Here is a 19,028-nt window from a genome sequence, read left to right on the forward strand (position 1 = left end):
GACGCGGTGCGGCATGAAATGCCGCTCCGCTGAGCCGGGACCCATATTTCAACAGTCGCGCTTGTGGCTTCTGGGCCCCGGCTCTGCAGCCCACCGCTATCGCGTTGCGCTTTGTCCGGGGCACGGACCGCCTCACGTACGATTACGGAGCCGGTAATGGTACGGATTCGCTGGCATTCGCGATTCCGCCATCATCGTTACCGTTGATTCGGACCTCCGCGATCCCCTTTGGATCGGGCCGGCACGTCCTGAGCGAGAAGCGCTCAGCATCCAGAAGCGATGCACGTTCGCGTGGCGTATCCCTGACCCAGCACTCCAAAGGATTGACCTTCAATGCACACGATCGTACTGGCCACCCAAAAGGGCGGCAGCGGCAAGAGCACGCTTGCCATCGGCCTCGCTCTGGCCGCCAAGCAGGCCGGCTTCACCGTCCGCCTGATCGAGACCGACCCGCAGGGCACCCTCTCCAACTGGCAGCGCCGCCGCTCTACCGACGATCTCGTCGTCGAGCCGATCTATCACGCCGCCGATATCGAGCCGCGTCTCAAGATGCTCGCCGGGAGCGGCCTCCAGCTCGCGATCGTCGACACTGCCGCCGGCCTCAGCGCCGCCACCACCGCCGCGATCCGCCATTCCGACCTCTGCCTGATCCCGGCCCGTCCCAGCGTCGCCGACATCGAGGCGACCGTCTCGACGCTCAGCGTCGCCCGTGCCTGGAAGCGGCCTTACAGCTTCGTGCTCAACCAGACGCCGATCCGCGGCCAGCGCATCGACAACGCCGCGACCGCGCTCGCCGAGGAAGCCGCGCTCGATCTTGCCGAGGTGCTCGCGCGTCCGCTGATCGTGATGCGCAACGATCACCAGGACGCGCTTGCGAGCGGCCTTGCCGTGAATGAATTCGCGCCGAACGGCAAATCGGCGGACGAGATCCGCGGCCTCTGGCGCTGGATCGAGACCCGGCTCGAGCTCGAAGCCACCACCAATGTCCTGATCGACCAGGTCATCTCGGCTACGCACGGCATGCTGCAGATCGCTGCAGGCAAGGCGTCGGACGAGACCACGACACTGGCGTCCTGAGCGGGGCGATCGCTCGGACGACAGTCGGGCTCTTCGCCATCCGGTGAAAGAGCCCAAGCGACGAAGCAGTCCGGCCACCAGCCCGGCCGGATTGCTTCGCCTCGCGCGTTGTAGCGAGGGCTCCCGTAGCCTGGATGAAGCGAAGCGCAATCCAGGAAGGTCTCTCCGCGGAGAGGCCGGCCCCGGATTACGCTGCGCTCCATCCGGGCTACGACGCTGCGGCAATCCCGATGGTCACTTCTGACATTTCGGGCACCAGAAGGTCGAACGACCGTTCTGCACGAACCGCTTGATCGTGCCGCCGCAGCGCGGCGTCGTGCATTTTTCGCCTTCGCGGTCATAGACCCTGAACGAATGCTGGAAATAGCCGAGCTCGCCCGAGGTCTGGCGGTGATCGCGCAAGCTGGAGCCGCCGGCCTTGATGGCGTCGTTCAGCACGGTGTGGATCGCGCCGACCAAGCGCTTGGCATGATCCGTCGGCTCGCCCTTCCTGGTGGATAGGGTCGCTGCAATGCGCCGCGGCGACAGATGCGAGCGGTGCAGCGCCTCGCAGACATAGATGTTGCCGAGCCCGGCCACCACGCGCTGGTCGAGCAGCGCGGCCTTCAGGCTCGTGGTCTTGCCTTGGCAGGAGCGCGCCAGCATCGCCGCGTCGAATTCATTGCCGAGCGGCTCGGGGCCGAGCCCGCGCAGCAGCGGATCGTCTTCGAGCGCGCCACGCGCAATCACTTTCATGTATCCGAAGCGGCGCGGATCGTTGAAGACGATGTCGGCGCCCGAGGACATCCGAAACAGCACGTGGTCGTGCGCGGAGTCTTTGGCCTTCGGATAGTGAAACTCGCCGGGCTGAGCCTCGTTGTCCGGCTTGATGACGCGGAACGAGCCCGACATGCCCAGATGCATCAAGAGCACGTCGCCGGAGGCGAGATCGGCCATGAGATATTTTGCACGGCGCCCCAGCCCCGTGACGACCTGCCCCTTGAGCCGGGCCACGAAGTCGGGCTGGAACGGAAAGCGCAAATCTGGCCGGCGGGCCTCCGCGTCGAGGATTTTCGCACCCTCCATCACGGGCTGAAGGCCGCGGCGGACGGTCTCGACTTCGGGCAATTCAGGCATGGTCGGGCATTCACCTTATGAGGGCGGTGTGATAGCGCCATTGCGGCGGGCGGGCTATGGTCCGTCGAGTGGAGTAGAGTAATGGATCGGCCGGGCGAAACCACGCATTTTGGCTTCAGGGACGTTCCCCTCGGGGACAAGCAGACGCTGGTGAACGATGTGTTTCGCAGCGTGGCGTCGCGCTATGACCTGATGAACGATTTGATGTCCGGCGGCCTGCACCGGGTCTGGAAGGACATCATGATCACCGCGCTGGATCCGCCCAGGGGCGACCGGCCGTTCGCGCTGCTTGACGTCGCCGGCGGCACCGGCGACATCTCGTTCCGCGCCGCCAAGGCAGCCGGCCCCGGCTTCCACGCCACGGTGTGCGACATCAACCCGGACATGCTGGCCGTGGGGCGCGAACGCGCCGCCAAGCGTCATTTGGACACCCAGGTCGATTTCGTCGAAGGCAACGCCGAGGCGCTTGGCTTCGCCGACCGCAGCTTCGATGCCTACACGATCGCTTTCGGCATCCGCAACGTGCCGCGGATCGACCTTGCGCTGCGCGAGGCCTATCGCGTGCTGAGGCCCGGCAGCCGCTTCCTTTGTTTGGAATTCTCCACCGTCGAGATGCCCGGCCTCGACAAGCTCTATGATCTGTTCTCGTTTAAGGTGATCCCGCCGCTCGGGCGCATGGTCACGGGCGACGCCGAATCGTACCAATATCTCGTCGAGTCCATTCGCAAATTTCCAAAGCCGGCCGCCTTCGCCGACATGATCCGCGAGGCCGGCCTTGCCCGCGTCAGCTGGCAGACACTCTCCGGCGGCATCGTCGCACTGCATTCGGGCTGGCGTTTGTGATCTCTGCCGTCACCCACATTGCGCGCCTGATCCGCGCCGCGTTCGTGTTTGCGCACGAAGGCGTGTTCGGCGCGGTCGATCCGAGCCTGGTGCCGCCGCCGGGACAGCTCGCGCTGAAGCTGGCGCGCATCATCGAGCGCCGTGGCGCCAAGCAGGGACCGCGGATCTCGCGCGCGCTGACGCGGATGGGCCCGGCCTATCTCAAGCTCGGCCAGTTCCTGGCGACGCGCCCCGATGTGGTCGGCGTCATCATGGCGCGCGATCTCGAAAGCCTGCAGGACCGCCTGCCGCCGTTTCCGCAGCAGGAAGCCGAGGCCACGATCGCGACCTCGCTGGAGCGGCCGCTGAGGGACATCTTTGTGAGCTTCGGCCCGCCGGTCGCGGCGGCCTCGATCGCGCAGGTGCATCGCGGCGAGGTGGTGCGCGACGGCATCCGCAAGTCCGTCGCGATCAAGGTGCTGAGACCCAACGTCGCCGCGCGCTTCCGCCGCGATCTCTCCGATTTCTTCTACGTCGCGCACAAGGCTGAGGCCTATTCGGCCGAGGCGCGGCGCCTGCGCCTGATCGAGGTCATCAACACCATGTCGCGCTCGGTCGCGATGGAGATGGACCTGCGGTTAGAGGCTGCCGCGCTGTCGGAGATGGCGGAGAACACGCGCGACGATCCCGATTTCCGCGTGCCCGCCGTCGACTGGGACCGCACCACGCACAACGTGCTGACGATGGAGTGGATCGACGGCATCGCGCTGAACGATCACAAGCGCCTCGCCGAGGCGCGGGTCGACCTGCCCGATCTCGGCCGCAAGGTGATCCAGAGCTTCCTGCGCCACGCGCTGCGCGACGGCTTCTTCCATGCCGACATGCATCCGGGCAATCTGTTCCTGGATGACGCCGGCCGCCTCGTCGCGGTCGATTTCGGCATCATGGGCCGGCTCGGTATGAAGGAGCGGCGCTTTCTCGCCGAGATCCTGCTCGGCTTCATCACCCGCGATTATCGCCGCGTGGCCGAGGTGCATTTCGAGGCCGGCTATGTGCCCGCGCATCATTCGGTCGAGAATTTTGCGCAAGCCATCCGCGCCATCGGCGAGCCGATCCACAACCGCACGGCTGAAGAGATCTCGATGGCGCGGCTGCTCACGCTGCTGCTCGAGGTCACCGGCCTGTTCGACATGACGACGCGGCCCGAGCTGATCCTGCTGCAGAAGACCATGGTGGTGGTCGAGGGCGTGGCGCGCGGCTTCGATCCCAAGCTCGACATCTGGCGGATCGCCGACCCCGTGGTGCGCGAATGGATCGAGCGCAACCTCGGACCCATCGGCCGCATCGAGGGCGCGCTCACAGGGACCGGCGACATCGCGCGGGTCTTGATGCGCCTGCCTGAGATCGCCGAGCGGTCCGTGAAGGTGCTTGAGCAGCTCGAGACCATGACGCGGGAGGGCATCAGGCTGTCGCCGGAGAGCATCGCCGCCATGGGACGCAGCGAGGGCCGCAAGAACCGCTGGCGCACCGTGGCGCTCTGGATCATCGCCGCGACCTTCATCGGGATTCTGATCGCCGTCCGGAATCTGTGATTGCACTGCAATCACGCTGGTGATAGCATTGCTATCATTCCGTTCCGGAGGGCGTCATGGCAAGCCTGACCATCCGCAAGCTCGACGACGCCGTCAAAACCTATCTGCGGCTGCGCTCGGCCAAGAACCACAGGTCGGTCGAAGAGGAGGTCCGGGTCATCCTGCGGGAGCTGATCGAGGGCCGCGAGGAGCCGCTGACGCCGTTTGCGGTGCCCTCCGCCGCCCCGACGCCGCAGCGCAGCGGCGCCGTTCCCGAGGCCAGCGTCACCCTGATCATCGGCGGCGGGATTGCGGCCTATAAGTCGCTCGACCTGATCCGCAGGCTGAAGGAGCGCCGCATCGAGGTCCGCTGCGTGCTGACCAAGGCGGCGCAGCAATTCGTGACGCCGCTGGCCGCGAGCGCCCTGTCGCATGAGCGCGTCTATACCGACCTGTTCGACCCGCAGAGCGAGTTCGATGCCGGCCATATACGCCTCGCGCGCGACTGCGACCTGATCGTGGTGGCGCCGGCCACCGCCGACCTGATGGCGAAGATGGCGAACGGTCATGCCGACGATCTCGCCAGCGCCATCCTGCTCGCGACCAACCGCAAGGTGCTGCTGGCGCCGGCGATGAATCCGCTGATGTGGAGCAACGCGGCGACGCGCCGCAACGTCGCCCAGCTCCAGCGCGACGGCGTGGTGCTGATCGGCCCGAATGCGGGCGAGATGGCCGAGGCCGGCGAAGCCGGAACGGGCCGCATGTCGGAAGCCATCGAGATCGCCAATGCCGCCGAGCGCCTGCTGCGGCCGCCGACGCCGAAGCCGCTCGCGGGCACGCGCATGCTGATCACCGCCGGTCCCACCCATGAGGCGATCGACCCGGTGCGCTATATCGCCAACCGTTCCTCCGGCAAGCAGGGCTTTGCCATTGCCGCCGCTGCGCAGGCCGCGGGCGCCGAGGTTACTCTGGTGAGCGGTCCGGTCGACCTCGACGATCCCCCGGGCGTGACGGTGAAGCATGTCGAATCGGCGCGACAGATGCTGGAGCAGGTCAAGGCCGCGCTTCCCACCGACGTCGCGATCTTCGCCGCCGCAGTCGCCGACTGGCGCGTCGCCAATGAAGGCGAGCAGAAGCTGAAGAAAACCGCGGCCGGCATGCCGCCGCTGCAATTGGTCGAGAACCCCGACATTCTCGCCACCATCTCCAAGCTCGCCGACAAGCGCCCGAGGCTCGTGATCGGCTTTGCCGCCGAGACCGAGCACCTCATCGACAACGCCAAAGCAAAATTCGCGCGCAAGGGCTGCGACTGGATCGTCGCCAACGACGTCTCGCCCGCCACCGGCGTGATGGGCGGCGACCGCAACACGGTCCACCTGCTCAGCCGCAAGACCGGTGCGCCGGACGGCGAGATTGCAGTTGATTCCTGGCCGGCGATGACCAAGGAACAGGTCGCCATCGAACTGGTCGCGCATATCGCGAAGAGCGTGACCGGCAAATCCCTGGAGTCCGCATCTTGAGCACGAAGGTTACCGTCGAGCTGCAACGCCTCGCCCACGCTGAGGGCCTGCCGCTGCCGGCCTATCAGACCAGCGAGGCCTCCGGCCTCGATCTGATGGCGGCGGTGCCGGACAACGAGCCCATGACGCTCGCACCAGGCCAATACGCGCTGGTGCCGACGGGCCTTGTCATCGCCTTGCCGCCCGGACACGAGGCGCAGGTGCGGCCGCGTTCGGGGCTGGCGGCCAAGCACGGCGTCACCGTGCTGAATTCGCCGGGCACGATCGATGCGGACTACCGCGGCGAGATCAAGGTGATCCTGATCAATCACGGCACCGCGCCTTTCGTGATCAAGCGCGGCGAGCGCATCGCCCAGATGGTGATCGCGCCGGTGCTGCAGGCCGCGCTGGTTCCCGTCGTCACCTTGTCGGCGACCGGTCGCGGCGCCGGCGGTTTTGGCTCGACGGGGCGGTAGCTTTCTTGCCTCTCCCGCTTGCGGGAGAGGCCGTCGCGCTCGCAGAGCGCGGCGGGTGAGGGTTCTCTCCTCTGGAGACCGCCATCGTGGCAGGCGATCCGCCCGACGGGCTAACGCACGGCAATCCCAGCCGAATCATCCGCAGAATCACGCGCCTTGGAACCGCGCGGCCCGCATTTTTTTGGGGCCGCCTTTGCGTTCACGATCTGGACTCTTACCGGCGGAGTCGCGGTGAGGGTATTGTCTTTTGATTCGCGCGCGACGGGGGTCGCCGCGCGCAGATTCGTGCGGTCTTGAATTTCCGCGTCTTGGGGCAACTATGTCAGGCGTGATCGTGTCGATGCGTCGGACGCTGTTGTCGTGCACATCGCTGGCGCGCAACGGCTTGGTGGGAGGCGCTCTCGCAGCGCTGCTGCCGGCTGCGCCGGCCAAGGCCGCCGACCTCGTCGACACCCTCGCCCTTGTGATGGATCTCAACCGGCAGGAACTCGCGGTGCTCGCCACCGCGCTGGCCCTGCTCGGCTTCTCGGTGATGGCCGCGATCTTGTTGATGCGCACGCGGGTGCGCACGGCGAAGAACGAGGCGCGGCTGCGCGCGCGGATCGGGGAACTTCAGCTCCAGGCCGACCGCTTCGGCGCGCTGTTGTTCGCCGAGCCGCAGATCCTGATCTCATGGCCGGCGGGCGACAACCGCGCGCAGATCTCCGGCGATATCGCGCTGGTGCTGCCGCGCGATTCCTCGCCGCAGCGTGTGCTGGCGTTCGGAACCTGGCTGCCGCCGGAACCGGCGCTGCTGATGGACCATGCGGTCGATGCGCTGCGCGAGCGCGGCGACGGGTTCCAGCTGACGCTGACCACCGCGCACGGCCATATGCTGGAAGCGATCGGGCGCGCCATCGGCGGCCAGGCCATCGTCCGCATTCGCGAGCTCTCGGGCCTCCGCCGCGATCTGGCCGAGACCAATCTGCGCTACAAGGCACTCTCCGACGAGACCGAGATGCTTCGCGGCTTTGCCGCGGCCGCACCGTGGCCGATCTGGGCGAAGGGCGAAAACGGCACGCTGACCTACGCCAACCCGGCCTATGTGCGCGCCACCGAGGCGACCAGCGCCATCGATGCCCAGGAGCGCAAGCTCGAGCTGCTCGACAGCGACGACCGCAATGCGATGGAGCGGGGGCTCAAGGACGCCGCCAATTTCACCTCGCGGCTGCCGATCGTGGTCGGCGGCGAACGGCGCATCTACGACGTGCGCGCCGTCAATGTCGGCAGCGGCAGCGTCGGCGTCGCGATCGATGCCAGCGAGGCGGATGCGCTGAGCTCGGCGCTGGTGCGCATGGCGGAGGCGCACCGCCGCACGCTCGACCAGCTCTCCTCCGGCGTTGCCGTGTTCGACGGCCAGCGGCGCCTTGCCTTCTACAACGATTCCTATCGCCGGCTGTGGGATCTCGATCGCAACTTCCTCGACGCCCATCCGGATGATTCCAGCGTGCTCGACCAGCTCCGCGCCGCGCGCAAATTACCGGAGCAGTCGGATTTCCGCGCCTGGAAGGCCAAGCTGCACGAGGCCTATCGCGCGGTCGAGACCGCCAAGGACACCTGGTTCCTGCCTGACGGCCGCGCGCTCTCGGTCGTCACCACGCCGAACCCGGAAGGAGGCGTCACCTATCTGTTCGACGACGTCACCGAAAGTCTCGACCTCGCCCGCCGCTTCGACGGCCTGATCCGCGTCCAGCGCGAGACGCTGGACAGCCTCGCCGAGGGCGTCGCGGTGTTCGGCAGCAACGGCAAGGCGCAGCTTTTCAATCCGGCCTTCGTCCGGATGTGGAAGCTCTCCAGCGACGCCATGCGCGACGAGCCGCATATCCAGACGGTGGAAGGCTGGTGCCATCAGCTCTACGACGATCCCGCGGTCTGGCGCCAGATCCGCGAGGCCATCACCTCGATCGAGAACCGCGCCGACGTGCCGCTGAAGCTGGAGCGCAAGGACGGCAGCGTGCTCGACGGCATGATCCGGCCGCTGCCCGACGGCGCCACCATGCTGACGTTCCAGGACATCACCGACACCGAGAATGTCGAGCGCGCGCTACGCGAGCGCAACGAGGCGCTGGAGGCGGCCGACCAGATGAAGGTGGATTTCGTCCACCACGTCTCCTACGAGCTGCGCTCGCCGCTCACCACCATCATCGGCTTCGCGCATTTCCTCAGCGACCCCTCGACCGGACCGCTGACGCCGAAGCAGGCCGAATATCTCGACTACGTCACCAAATCGACCAACGCGCTGCTCGCGCTCACCAACAACATCCTGGATCTCGCCACCATCGACGCCGGCGCGATGAAGCTGGAACTCGGACAGGTCGACGTCAGCAAGGCCATCGAGCTTGCCGCCGAGGGCATCCAGGACCGGCTCGCCACCGACCGCATCCGCCTCAAGGTCGAGATCGCGCCCGACGTCGGCAGCTTCGTCGGCGACGAGAAGCGCGTGGTGCAGGTGCTCTATAACCTCCTCGCCAATGCCGTCGGGTTTTCTCCACAGGATTCCACCGTCGGCATCAGCGCGCGGCGCACCGAACGCAGCGTGGTCTTCACCGTGACAGATTCGGGCCCTGGAATACCTGCCGACATGAAGGACAAGGTGTTCAACTGGTTCGAAAGCCGCTCGCAAGGCTCGCGTCACCGCGGCGCCGGGCTCGGCCTGTCGCTGGTGCGCTCCTTCGTCGAGCTGCATGGCGGCAAGGTGCGGGTGGATTCGATCGTCGGCCGCGGCACGGTCGTGATTTGCGATTTCCCGACCGACCAGGCGGCGCATCGCGACGCCGCCGAATGACGGAAACAACCACATTCTCCGTCGCGCTTCACAACGAGACGGCCACGGCGCAATTGATGGCCGACCTCGCGCTGCTGGTCGGCCCCGGGGACGTCATCACCCTCACCGGCGATCTCGGCGCCGGCAAGACCGCGGCGGCGCGCAGCCTGATCCGCTATCTCGCCGCCGACGATGCGCTGGAAGTGCCGAGCCCGACCTTCACGCTGGTGCAGGGCTACGAGCTGCCGCCCTTCCCGGTGCTGCATGCCGATCTCTACCGCGTCGAGGACGAGAGCGAGCTCGAGGAGATCGGGCTGTCGCCGCTGCCCGATGCCACGCTGGTGCTGATCGAATGGCCGGAGCGCGCTCCGTCGGCGATGCCCGAGGACCGCATCGACATCGCGCTGACGCACCGGCCGGCGCTGGGCTCGAACGCGCGTGCCGCCGACATCACAGGCCATGGCAAGAGCGCAGCTACAGTTGCGCGGCTGAAGGCGCTGCGCGAATTCCTCGACGCATCCGGTTACATCGATGCGACGCGCAGACGCATGCCGGGCGACGCCTCGACACGCTCCTACGCGCGGCTCGTGCGCGATAAGGAGATCGTCATCCTCATGAACTTCCCGCAGCGGCCCGACGGCGCGGCGCTCTACAACGGAAAATCCTACAGCGCCGCGGTGCATCTGGCGGAGAACATCAGGCCTTTCGTTGCCATGGACGAAGGCTTGCGCGTGGTGGGGATCTCGGCGCCCGCGATCCACCATTACGATCTCGACCACGGCTTCCTGATCTCAGAGGATTTCGGCAGTGAAGGCGTGATCGAAGGTGACCCGCCGCGCCCGATCGCCGAACGTTACGAAGCTGCGACAGACGTGCTGGCCGTGCTGCACAGAAGGACGTTGCCGGAGACGCTGCAGCTGCCGGATCAGACCTACACCATTCCTGCCTTCGACACCGAGGCGCTACTGATCGAGATCGGGTTGATGCCGGAATGGTATCTGCCCGATCGCAACGCGCCGCTGAGCGATGCGAAGCGCGCAGAGTTCTTCGCGATGTGGCGCGAGTTGCTGAAAAAGCCGTTGGCCGGGCCGAGGACGTGGGTTATCCGCGATTATCACTCGCCGAACTTGATCTGGCTCGCTGACCGCGACGCCATCAAACGCGTCGGCGTGATCGACTTCCAGGACACCGTGCTCGGGCCGCACTCTTATGACGTGGTATCGCTGCTGCAGGATGCTCGTCTCGACGTCCCTGAAACTCTCGAGCTGACGCTGCTGTCGCGCTACATCAAGGCGCGGCGGGCGCAGGATTCGAGCTTCGACGCCGCCGGCTTCGCCGAGAGCTACGCGATCATGTCGGCGCAGCGGAACACGCGCCTGCTCGGCACCTTCGCCCGGCTCAACCGCCGCGACGGCAAGCCGCATTATCTGCGCCACCAGCCGCGGATCTGGACCTATCTCCAGCGCTCGCTGGCGCATCCCACGCTCGCCCATCTGCGCGACTGGTATCTCGCCAACGTCCCGCCGCCGGGCTGATACAGGACCGATTTACCGGCCGTTAGCCAAGATGTCGCTATTCTGGCGCCGAGGGAGCCGGAAGATTGCGGGGCTGGAGCGGGGCAGATGGCAGCGAAAGCGGATCAGCGCGGAAATAGCCGGGTTATTTTCGAGCGCGGGTTTTCGGCCCAGATGATGGGAATCGACGGCACCTGGCGGCGCGACTGCACCATGGAGGACGTCTCCGAGACCGGCGCCAAGCTGACCATAGACGGCTCGGTCGAAGGCCTGCATCTGAAGGAATTCTTTCTCCTGCTGTCCTCCACGGGGCTCGCCTACCGGCGTTGCGAGCTGGCCTGGGTCAATGGCGACCAGATCGGCGTCAATTTCCTGAAAGTCGGCGACAAGAAGAAAAAGGTACGTTCCACAGCCGTTGGGGCGTGACGGCAACACCCGTCGTACAACCGTCACGGCGGGTGGTTAAGGCGGTCGAGATGCGGTGCGGCAATTCGAGCCTCGTGTTAGGATTGCGAACGCGAAAGGTCTGAGAAAGCGAAGGATGTCCGTCAAACCGACCAAAGCCATGGTGCTCGCCGCAGGGTTTGGCCTGCGCATGCGCCCCCTGACGGACAAGATGCCGAAGCCGATGGTGCCGGTCGCAGGCCAGCCGTTGCTCGACCACGTGCTCGACAAGCTCGGCCAGGCCGGCGTGACGGAGGCGGTGGTCAACGTGCACTATTTGCCGGACCAGATCATCGACCACGTCGCATCACGCCAGCTTCCGCGCGTGACGATCTCCGACGAGCGCAACCAGGTGCTCGGCACCGGCGGCGGCGTCGTCAAGGCGCTGCCGCTGCTCGGCGATGCGCCGTTCTTCCATGTCAATTCCGACACGCTGTGGATCGACGGCGTGCGCTCGAACCTGACGCGGCTCGCCGAAAACTTCGATCCCGATCGCATGGACATCCTGCTGCTGATGGCGCCGACCGCGACCAGCATCGGCTATGGCGGCCGCGGCGATTACGGCATGCTGCCCGACGGCGCCTTGCGCAAGCGCAAGGAGAAGGAGGTCGTTCCGTTCGTCTATGCCGGCGCCGCGATCATGTCGCCCGCGATCTTCGCGGACGCACCCAAGGGCGAATTCTCGCTGACCAAAATGTTCGACCGCGCCAACGAGCAGGAACGGCTGTTCGGCCTGCGCCTCGACGGCGTCTGGATGCATGTCGGCACGCCCGACGCCGTGCGCGCCGCGGAAGAGGCGTTTCTGGAGAGCGTGGCTTAGGGGCTGCCTCGAAGACGGTGCCGTAGGGTGGGCAAAGGCGCCCTTGCGCCGTGCCCACCATCTCTCTCCAAAAAATACGTGGGCACGCTTCGCTTTGCCCACCCTACGAGACCTGTTTCGGTCCGGCGAACAGCGGGGACTACTCGCCCGCACCCATGACCAATTGACCCCGTCTCCCTATATTGCCTGATCCTTCGAATCAGGCAGCTCATGCGCGTCTTCAGCGTTCCCATCTCAGTTCCGTTCCTGCGCACGGTCGTCACGGCCCTGCTCGATGGGCGGCTGGTGGAGGGATTCGAGGCGCGCAAGGAACCGGCGCGGCTGGCGGACGCCACGCTGTATCTGCCGACGCGGCGCGCCATGCGGATCGTGCGCGAGATCTTCCTCGACGAGATGAAGGCGGATGCCGTCGTGCTGCCGCGCATCGTTGCGCTCGGCGACATCGACGAGGACGAGCTCGCTTTCGCGGGCGAGAGCGAGCAGTTTTCCGGGACCGCGCCGCTCGACATTCCGCCGCGGCTGGGCGAGCTCGAACGGCGGCTGACGCTGGCGCAGCTCGTCGCCGCCTGGGCCAAGGGTCCGGTGCTGGCGCCGCTGGTCGTCGGCGGCCCCGCCTCGACGCTGGCGCTGGCGTCCGATCTCGCGCGCCTGATCGACGACATGGTGACGCGCGGCGTGGACTGGAGCGCCCTTGATGGGCTCGTGCCTGATAACCTCGACCGCTACTGGCAGCACTCGCTCGAATTCCTGCGCATCGCCCGCATCGCCTGGCCCAATCATCTCGCCGAGATCAACCGAATCGAGCCAGCCGCGCGACGCGACCAACTGATCGAAGCGGAAGCCAAACGGCTGATCGCGGATCCGCATGGCCCCGTCATCGCGGCCGGCTCGACCGGCTCGATGCCGGCCACCGCAAAATTCCTGCGCGCGGTCGCTTCGCTCCCGCATGGCGCGGTGGTGCTGCCGGGCCTAGACACCGATCTCGACGACGACGCCTGGCGCAGCATCGGCGGCGTGCGCGATGCGCTCGGCAAGTTCGCGGAGCATCCGGCCTCGAACCATCCGCAATACGCCATGAATGCGCTGCTGCAACGCTTCGGCATCAAGCGCAGCGACGTCGAGATTTTGCAGCCGCCAGCGGAAGACGGCCGCGACCTGCTCGCGTCGGAATCGATGCGGCCGTCCGCCAAGACCGAGGTCTGGCACGACCGGCTGAAGCAGCCCGATGTCGCCGCGAAGATCGCGGGCGGCATGAAGAACCTCGCGGTGGTCGAAGCGCCCAATCCTGAAATGGAAGCGCTCGCCATCGCTATCGCCATGCGCGAGGCGCGCCATCTCGACAAGTCGGCTGCCCTGGTCACGCCCGACCGCGCGCTGGCGCGGCGGGTGATGGCGGCGCTGACCCGATGGGATCTCGCCTTCGATGATTCCGGCGGCGACGTCTTGATGGAAACCTCCGCTGGCACGTTTGCGCGCCTTGCGGCAGAGGCGGCAACCAAGGGCCTGGAGCCGCCGACGCTGCTGGCGATGCTGAAGCATCCGCTGTGCCGGCTCGGCCGCGCGCCGGGCGCATGGAAGATGGCGATCGAGAGCCTGGAGCTTGCGGTGCTGCGCGGCACGCGCCCACCGGCAGGCACGGCCGGCCTCCTCCGCGAATTCAACCGCTTCCGCGAGGAGCTGGCAACGCTGTGGCGCAGCGAGGTCTCCGCACTGCATCGCGCCGAGCCGCGGGCGCGTCTCAAGGCCGAGGATCTCGATCGCATCCAGGCTCTGATCGACGCCCTGCAAAAAGCATTGGCGCCGATCGAGAGCCTGCCGTCGTCGAAGCCGTATGATTTCGCCGAGCTCGCGCATCGGCATCGCGAGATCATGATCGAGCTGTCGCGCGACGAGCAGGGTATTCCGCTCGCCTTCGAGGATCGCGATGGTCTCGCGCTCGCCGGCGCGTTCGACGATCTCCTGCGTGGCGGCACGACCAGCGGATTGCCGGTAGCGCTGACCGACTATGCGGACGTCTTCCAGACCGCCTTCGGCGATCGCGCGGTGCGGCGGCGCGACAAGCCGGGCGCGCGCTTGCAGATCTACGGCCCGCTGGAGTCACGCCTGATGCAGGCCGACCGCATCATCATCGGCGGCCTGATCGAAGGCGTCTGGCCGCCGGCGCCGCGCATCGACCCCTGGCTGAGCCGGCCGATGCGGCACGAGCTTGGGCTCGATCTGCCGGAACGCCGCATTGGCCTGTCCGCCCATGACTTCGCGCAATTGCTCGGCGGCGATGAGGTCATTCTCACTCATTCCGCCAAGGCCGGCGGCGCGCCGGCGGTGGCCTCGCGCTTCCTGCATCGGCTGGAGGCAGTGGCCGGCGACGAGCTCTGGACGGCGGCCATTCGCGCCGGCGAGACATACGTGCAGTTCGCTGCGGCACTCGACCAGCCCGACGCGGTCAAGCCGATCAAGCAGCCGGAACCGCGACCGCCCCGCGCGACACGGCCGCTCAGGATGTCCGTCACCGAGATCGAGGACTGGCTACGCGATCCCTACACGATCTACGCCAAACGCATCTTGCGGCTCGATGCGCTCGACCCCGTCGACATGCCGCTCTCGGCCGCCGACCGCGGATCGGCGATTCACGATGCCATCGGCGAATTCACGGAAAGCTATGCGGCGCGTCTGCCCGACGATCCCGCGCGGGTGCTGCGCGCGATCGGCGAGAAGCACTTTGCACCGCTGATGGAGCGGCCCGAAGCACGGGCGCTGTGGTGGCCGCGCTTCCAGCGTATCGCGCGCTGGTTCGGCGAATGGGAGACGGCACGGCGCGAGGCGATCGCGGCGATCGTCGCGGAGACCCGTGGCGAGATCTCGATCATGCTCGATCCTCAGCGCAGCTTCCGCCTTTCCGCGCGCGCCGACCGCATCGAACGCCGCCAGGGCGGCGGCTACGCCATCCTCGACTACAAGACCGGTCAGCCGCCGACCGGCAAGCAGGTCCGCATGGGCCTGTCGCCGCAGCTGACGTTGGAAGCCGCGATCCTGCGCGAGGGCGGCTTTCCCGGTATCGACGCCGGCGCCTCCGTGAGCCAGCTCGTCTATGTCCGCCTCAGCGGCAACAATCCGCCCGGCGAGGAGCGTATCCTCGAGCTCAAGTTCAAGCCGGGCGACGAGCCGCAGCCGCCGGACACCGCGGCGGCCGAGGCAAGAGCCAAGCTGGAAGCGCTGATCCGCGCCTTCGAGGACGAAAATCAGGCCTATACATCGCTGAACCTGCCGATGTGGGCGAATCGCTACGGCACCTATGACGACCTTGCCCGGATCAAGGAATGGTCCGCGGCCGGCGGATTGGGGATCGAGGAATGGTGAAGGCGCCGCGCCCCATCCCCGACGAGGTGCGCGCGCGGCAGGCGCGCGCCTCCGATCCGACTGCATCGGCCTTCGTCTCGGCCAATGCCGGCTCGGGCAAGACGCATGTGCTGGTGCAGCGCGTGATCCGCCTGCTGCTCTCGGGCGTGCCGCCGGAGAAAATCCTGTGCATCACCTTCACAAAAGCTGCCGCCGCCAACATGGCCGAGCGCGTGTTCACCACGCTCGGCCATTGGGTGACGCTGGACGATAATGCGCTCGACGCGGCGATCCGCGCGGTCGGCATCCCGCATCCCGGCGCAAAGCTGCGCCGCGATGCGCGAAAGCTGTTCGCCTGCGCGTTGGAGACGCCAGGCGGGCTGAAGGTGCAGACCATCCACGCGCTGTGCACCCGCCTGCTCCAGCAATTTCCGTTCGAGGCCAATGTTCCCGCGCGCTTCGCCGTGATCGACGAGCGCGACCAGACCGACATGATGGAACGCGCCAATCTGAAGGTGCTGCTGGAAGCCGCGCGCGATCCGGAGAGCGTGACCGGCCGCGCGCTGCTGACGGCGATGGCGAGCGCCGCCGATGTCACCTTCAAGGAGGTCGTGCGCGAGGCGTGCCTCAGCCGCGATCATTTCATGGCCTGGACCGACGAGGCCGGCAACGCGGAAGCCGCAGCGGCGCAGATGGCTGCGGTGCTGGGCGTTGACATCGGCGACCGTATCGAAGCCGTCGAGACGGAAATTCTCGACGGCCCGTTCCTGCCGCGCGCGCGCTGGGACGACATTGCCTTCGCGTTGGAGGACGGCAGCAAATCCGACAATGACCAGGCCGGGCGGCTGCGCGCGGCAAAGGTGTTTTCCGGCAGCGATCAGGTCGACGCCTATCTGTCCGTCTTCCTCACCGACGACAAGCTGCCGCGCAAGGCAGTGCTGACCAAGAAGTTCTGCGATCACAATCCGTCCGTGGCCCGCCTGTTCGAAGCCGAGGCGCAGCGCCTTGCAGGGCTGATCGAAAAGCGCCGCGCCGTGACGGTTCGGGACCGCACCGCGGCCCTGCTGCATATCGCGACAGCGGCCGCCGCGAATTACCGCCGCGAGAAGCAGGAACGCGGGCTGCTCGACTACGACGACCTCATCGACAAGACGCTGGCGATGCTGGACCGCATCGCCTCGGGCTGGGTGCATTACAAGCTCGACCGTGGCGTCGATCACGTGCTGATCGACGAGGCGCAGGATACCAGCCCGCGGCAATGGGACATCATCGCGCACATCATCTCCGAGTTCACGGCCGGCGAAGGTGCGCGCGAGGGGCTGAACCGCACCATCTTCGCCGTCGGCGACGAGAAGCAGTCGATCTTCTCGTTCCAGGGCGCGGCGCCCCACGAGTTCGACGCGCGGAGGCGCGAGCTGCACCGCAAGTTCACCGCCGCCGGGCTGAAATTCGATCCGGTCGCCTTCACCTATTCGTTCCGTTCGGGCGCGACGATCCTGCATTCGGTCGACCACGTCTTCCGCGATCCCGCGATCTACAAGAGCATCCATTCGGTCGAGATCGGCCATCCCCTGCACAACGCGCTCAGCGATGCCGGCCCGAGCGTGATCGAGCTGTGGGATCTCGCCGAGGCCGACGATCGGCAGGACATCGAGGGCTGGCGTGCGCCGTTCGACGGCGTCGCCGTGACCAGCCCCGAGGTCAAGCTTGCGCGACGCATCCAGGCCGAGATCAAGCGGCTGGTCGAGAGCGGCACGCTGACCGGGCACGAGGGCGAGCGTCGTCCCTTGCGCTATGGCGACATGCTGATCCTGGTGCGCCGGCGCGGCAACGCATTCGACGCCGTGATCCAGGCGCTGAAGCACGCCGGCGTTCCGGTCGCCGGCGCCGACCGCCTCAAGCTGACCGAGCACATCGCCATCATCGACCTGATGAACCTGGCCGACGCGCTGCTGCTGCCGCAGGACGATCTTGCGCTCGCAGTGGCGCTGAAGAGCCCGCTGTTCGGGCTCGATGACGACGATTTGTTCACGCTCGCCCATGATCGCAAGGGATCGCTGCGCCGCGCGCTCGGCGAGCACGCGGCCACAAGCGAGAAATTCGCCATGGCATTGCGGCGTCTTGAAGCTTGCGAAAGTCGTGCGCGCGAGGAGACGCCGTTCGCGTTCTATGCCTGGCTGCTGGGCGGCGACGGCGGGCGTGCGCGCATCCTGCGCCGGCTCGGCCATGAGGCCAACGACGCGCTCGACGAATTCCTGGAGCTCGCGCTGAACTACGAGCGCAAGGCGCCGGCCTCGCTGCAGGGCTTCATGGCCTGGCTCCGCTCGGCCGACACCGAGGTGAAGCGCGACATGGAGATCTCGCGCGACGAGGTGCGGGTAATGACCGTGCACGGCGCCAAGGGCCTGGAGGCCTCGGTCGTGTTCATGGTCGACACCACGTCTTCGCCCGCGGACTCGCAGCGGCTGCGGCTGATCCAGGTGCCCCGCGGCAATGGCGGCGAGGTTGTGGTCTGGGCCGGCCGCAAGGCCGACGATCCCAGGCCTGTCGCCGAGGCGCGCAAGGCGATGCTGGAGGAGACCGAGGACGAATATCGCCGCCTGCTCTACGTCGCGATGACGCGCGCGGCCGACCGGCTGATCGTCGGCGGCTGCATGCCCGGCAACATGAAGACGGTGCGCAAGCTGAGCTGGTACGACCTCGTCGACACCGGCCTTGCCGGCTCGGGCCTCGACAAGCAGGTGATCGAAACGCCGCTCGGCAAGGTGACGCGGTTCGCCCGTCCCGAGGACGTCGCGGCGCTGGGCGCGCCGGCGGCCTCCATGCACCAGACCATCGCGCTGCCGGACTGGCTGCGGACACCGGCCCCGCGCGAGACCATCGACGACGATCCCGTGCGCCCCTCAGGCCAGTCTGCCGAGGAGGGCCGCAGCGTCCGATCGGGCGAATCGGTGCAGTCGCGCGCGCTGGCGTTGCAACGCGGCACGCTGGTGCATCGGCTGTTGCAATCGCTGCCCGAGATCGCCGGCGAGCGCCGGCGCGAGGCCGCGCTCGGCTTCATGGCGCGCAACGCCGCGGACTGGCCGGAGGCCGATCGCATCGCACTGGCCGACAAGGTGCTCGCCCTGATCACGGAGCCGCGTTTCGCGCCCGTCTTTGCCGCCGGCAGCCGGGCAGAGGTCGCGATCGCCGGCCGGCTGGAGCGGCCGGGCCGCACGCCGGCCCTGGTGTCGGGGCAGATCGACCGGCTGGTCGTGCGCCCCGAGGAGGTCCTGATCGTCGACTTCAAGACCAACCAGGCAGCGCCCAAAAGCGCGGCCGAGGCGCCGGCGACCTATGTCCGCCAGCTTGCGCTGTACCGGGCGGTGCTGTCGCGGCTTTATCCCCAAAAGCCGGTCAGGGCCGTCCTGCTCTGGACCGAGGCCCTTGAATACATGGAGATTTCGCCCCCCGCGCTGGACGCGGCGCTGGCATCCCTTCATCTCGGTGTGAGCGTCCTTGACCCGGCAAGGGGCCGTTCATAGGTTGACCGCATGATCCCGGGCGCGAT

Annotated in this window: 12 protein-coding genes; 11 read left to right on the forward strand and 1 reads right to left on the reverse strand. The window is 67.1% G+C overall.

All coding sequences use genetic code 11. The features are described 5' to 3' along the window. Positions 1–333: 333 nt before the first annotated feature. Entirely contained in the window at positions 334–1,077 is a 744-nt protein-coding gene (locus ABIA45_RS27475) for a ParA family protein (protein WP_271543464.1), read from the forward strand. Between the two features lie 234 nt (positions 1,078–1,311). Here ABIA45_RS27475 and mutM read toward each other — a convergent pair whose 3' ends face one another. After that, positions 1,312–2,193 (reverse strand): bifunctional DNA-formamidopyrimidine glycosylase/DNA-(apurinic or apyrimidinic site) lyase, encoded by an 882-nt coding sequence (mutM, locus tag ABIA45_RS27480; protein WP_271543462.1) that lies wholly within the window; start codon positions 2,191–2,193, stop codon positions 1,312–1,314. Between the two features lie 81 nt (positions 2,194–2,274). Between mutM and ubiE the strand changes: the two genes are divergently transcribed. The 10 genes from ubiE to addA all read left to right on the forward strand — a co-directional run bounded on the left by ubiE (position 2,275) and on the right by addA (position 19,002). Next, positions 2,275–3,036 carry a bifunctional demethylmenaquinone methyltransferase/2-methoxy-6-polyprenyl-1,4-benzoquinol methylase UbiE gene (gene ubiE / locus ABIA45_RS27485; RefSeq protein ID WP_404654457.1) on the forward strand — a complete coding sequence of 254 codons (762 nt, stop codon included), beginning with the start codon at positions 2,275–2,277 and terminating at the stop codon, positions 3,034–3,036. Beyond that, positions 3,033–4,607: a 2-polyprenylphenol 6-hydroxylase gene (gene ubiB / locus ABIA45_RS27490; protein ID WP_404654458.1), complete on the forward strand. Its 1,575-nt coding sequence runs from the start codon at positions 3,033–3,035 to the stop codon at positions 4,605–4,607. Before ubiE ends, ubiB begins: the two co-directional genes overlap by 4 nt. Positions 4,608–4,663: 56 nt before the next feature. Beyond that, the gene (gene coaBC, locus ABIA45_RS27495; protein ID WP_404654459.1) at positions 4,664–6,106 is read left to right on the forward strand and encodes a bifunctional phosphopantothenoylcysteine decarboxylase/phosphopantothenate--cysteine ligase CoaBC; all 1,443 of its coding nucleotides are present in this window, start codon (positions 4,664–4,666) and stop codon (positions 6,104–6,106) included. After that, complete coding sequence (gene dut, locus ABIA45_RS27500) at positions 6,103–6,561, forward strand: dUTP diphosphatase (protein ID WP_404654460.1); 459 nt, start codon at positions 6,103–6,105, stop codon at positions 6,559–6,561. Before coaBC ends, dut begins: the two co-directional genes overlap by 4 nt. A 319-nt stretch (positions 6,562–6,880) precedes the next feature. Then, positions 6,881–9,385 carry a PAS-domain containing protein gene (locus tag ABIA45_RS27505; protein WP_404654461.1) on the forward strand — a complete coding sequence of 835 codons (2,505 nt, stop codon included), beginning with the start codon at positions 6,881–6,883 and terminating at the stop codon, positions 9,383–9,385. After that, the gene (gene tsaE, locus ABIA45_RS27510; RefSeq protein WP_404654462.1) at positions 9,382–10,899 is read left to right on the forward strand and encodes a tRNA (adenosine(37)-N6)-threonylcarbamoyltransferase complex ATPase subunit type 1 TsaE; all 1,518 of its coding nucleotides are present in this window, start codon (positions 9,382–9,384) and stop codon (positions 10,897–10,899) included. The genes ABIA45_RS27505 and tsaE overlap by 4 nt, the downstream gene beginning before the upstream one ends. An 87-nt stretch (positions 10,900–10,986) precedes the next feature. Continuing rightward, positions 10,987–11,304 (forward strand): PilZ domain-containing protein, encoded by a 318-nt coding sequence (locus ABIA45_RS27515; RefSeq protein ID WP_036009083.1) that lies wholly within the window; start codon positions 10,987–10,989, stop codon positions 11,302–11,304. A 115-nt stretch (positions 11,305–11,419) separates the two neighbouring features. After that, positions 11,420–12,142: a nucleotidyltransferase family protein gene (locus ABIA45_RS27520; RefSeq protein ID WP_271543448.1), complete on the forward strand. Its 723-nt coding sequence runs from the start codon at positions 11,420–11,422 to the stop codon at positions 12,140–12,142. Between the two features lie 210 nt (positions 12,143–12,352). After that, positions 12,353–15,499 (forward strand): double-strand break repair protein AddB, encoded by a 3,147-nt coding sequence (gene addB, locus ABIA45_RS27525; protein ID WP_404544842.1) that lies wholly within the window; start codon positions 12,353–12,355, stop codon positions 15,497–15,499. Beyond that, entirely contained in the window at positions 15,493–19,002 is a 3,510-nt protein-coding gene (gene addA / locus ABIA45_RS27530) for a double-strand break repair helicase AddA (protein WP_404654463.1), read from the forward strand. Before addB ends, addA begins: the two co-directional genes overlap by 7 nt. Positions 19,003–19,028: the final 26 nt, after the last annotated feature.

The organism is Bradyrhizobium sp. USDA 336, assembly GCF_044908355.1.
GTDB lineage: Bacteria > Pseudomonadota > Alphaproteobacteria > Rhizobiales > Xanthobacteraceae > Bradyrhizobium > Bradyrhizobium yuanmingense.

What these genes read in the sequence shown, in the direction of transcription:
- ABIA45_RS27475 (WP_271543464.1), top strand. Translation starts at nt 334, where the DNA reads ATGCACACGATCGTACTGGCCACCCAAAAGGGCGGCAGCGGCAAGAGC.
- mutM (WP_271543462.1), bottom strand. Translation starts at nt 2,193, where the DNA reads ATGCCTGAATTGCCCGAAGTCGAGACCGTCCGCCGCGGCCTTCAGCCC.
- ubiE (WP_404654457.1), top strand. Translation starts at nt 2,275, where the DNA reads ATGGATCGGCCGGGCGAAACCACGCATTTTGGCTTCAGGGACGTTCCC.
- coaBC (WP_404654459.1), top strand. Translation starts at nt 4,664, where the DNA reads ATGGCAAGCCTGACCATCCGCAAGCTCGACGACGCCGTCAAAACCTAT.
- ABIA45_RS27505 (WP_404654461.1), top strand. Translation starts at nt 6,881, where the DNA reads ATGTCAGGCGTGATCGTGTCGATGCGTCGGACGCTGTTGTCGTGCACA.
- tsaE (WP_404654462.1), top strand. Translation starts at nt 9,382, where the DNA reads ATGACGGAAACAACCACATTCTCCGTCGCGCTTCACAACGAGACGGCC.
- ABIA45_RS27515 (WP_036009083.1), top strand. Translation starts at nt 10,987, where the DNA reads ATGGCAGCGAAAGCGGATCAGCGCGGAAATAGCCGGGTTATTTTCGAG.
- ABIA45_RS27520 (WP_271543448.1), top strand. Translation starts at nt 11,420, where the DNA reads ATGTCCGTCAAACCGACCAAAGCCATGGTGCTCGCCGCAGGGTTTGGC.
- addB (WP_404544842.1), top strand. Translation starts at nt 12,353, where the DNA reads ATGCGCGTCTTCAGCGTTCCCATCTCAGTTCCGTTCCTGCGCACGGTC.
- addA (WP_404654463.1), top strand. Translation starts at nt 15,493, where the DNA reads ATGGTGAAGGCGCCGCGCCCCATCCCCGACGAGGTGCGCGCGCGGCAG.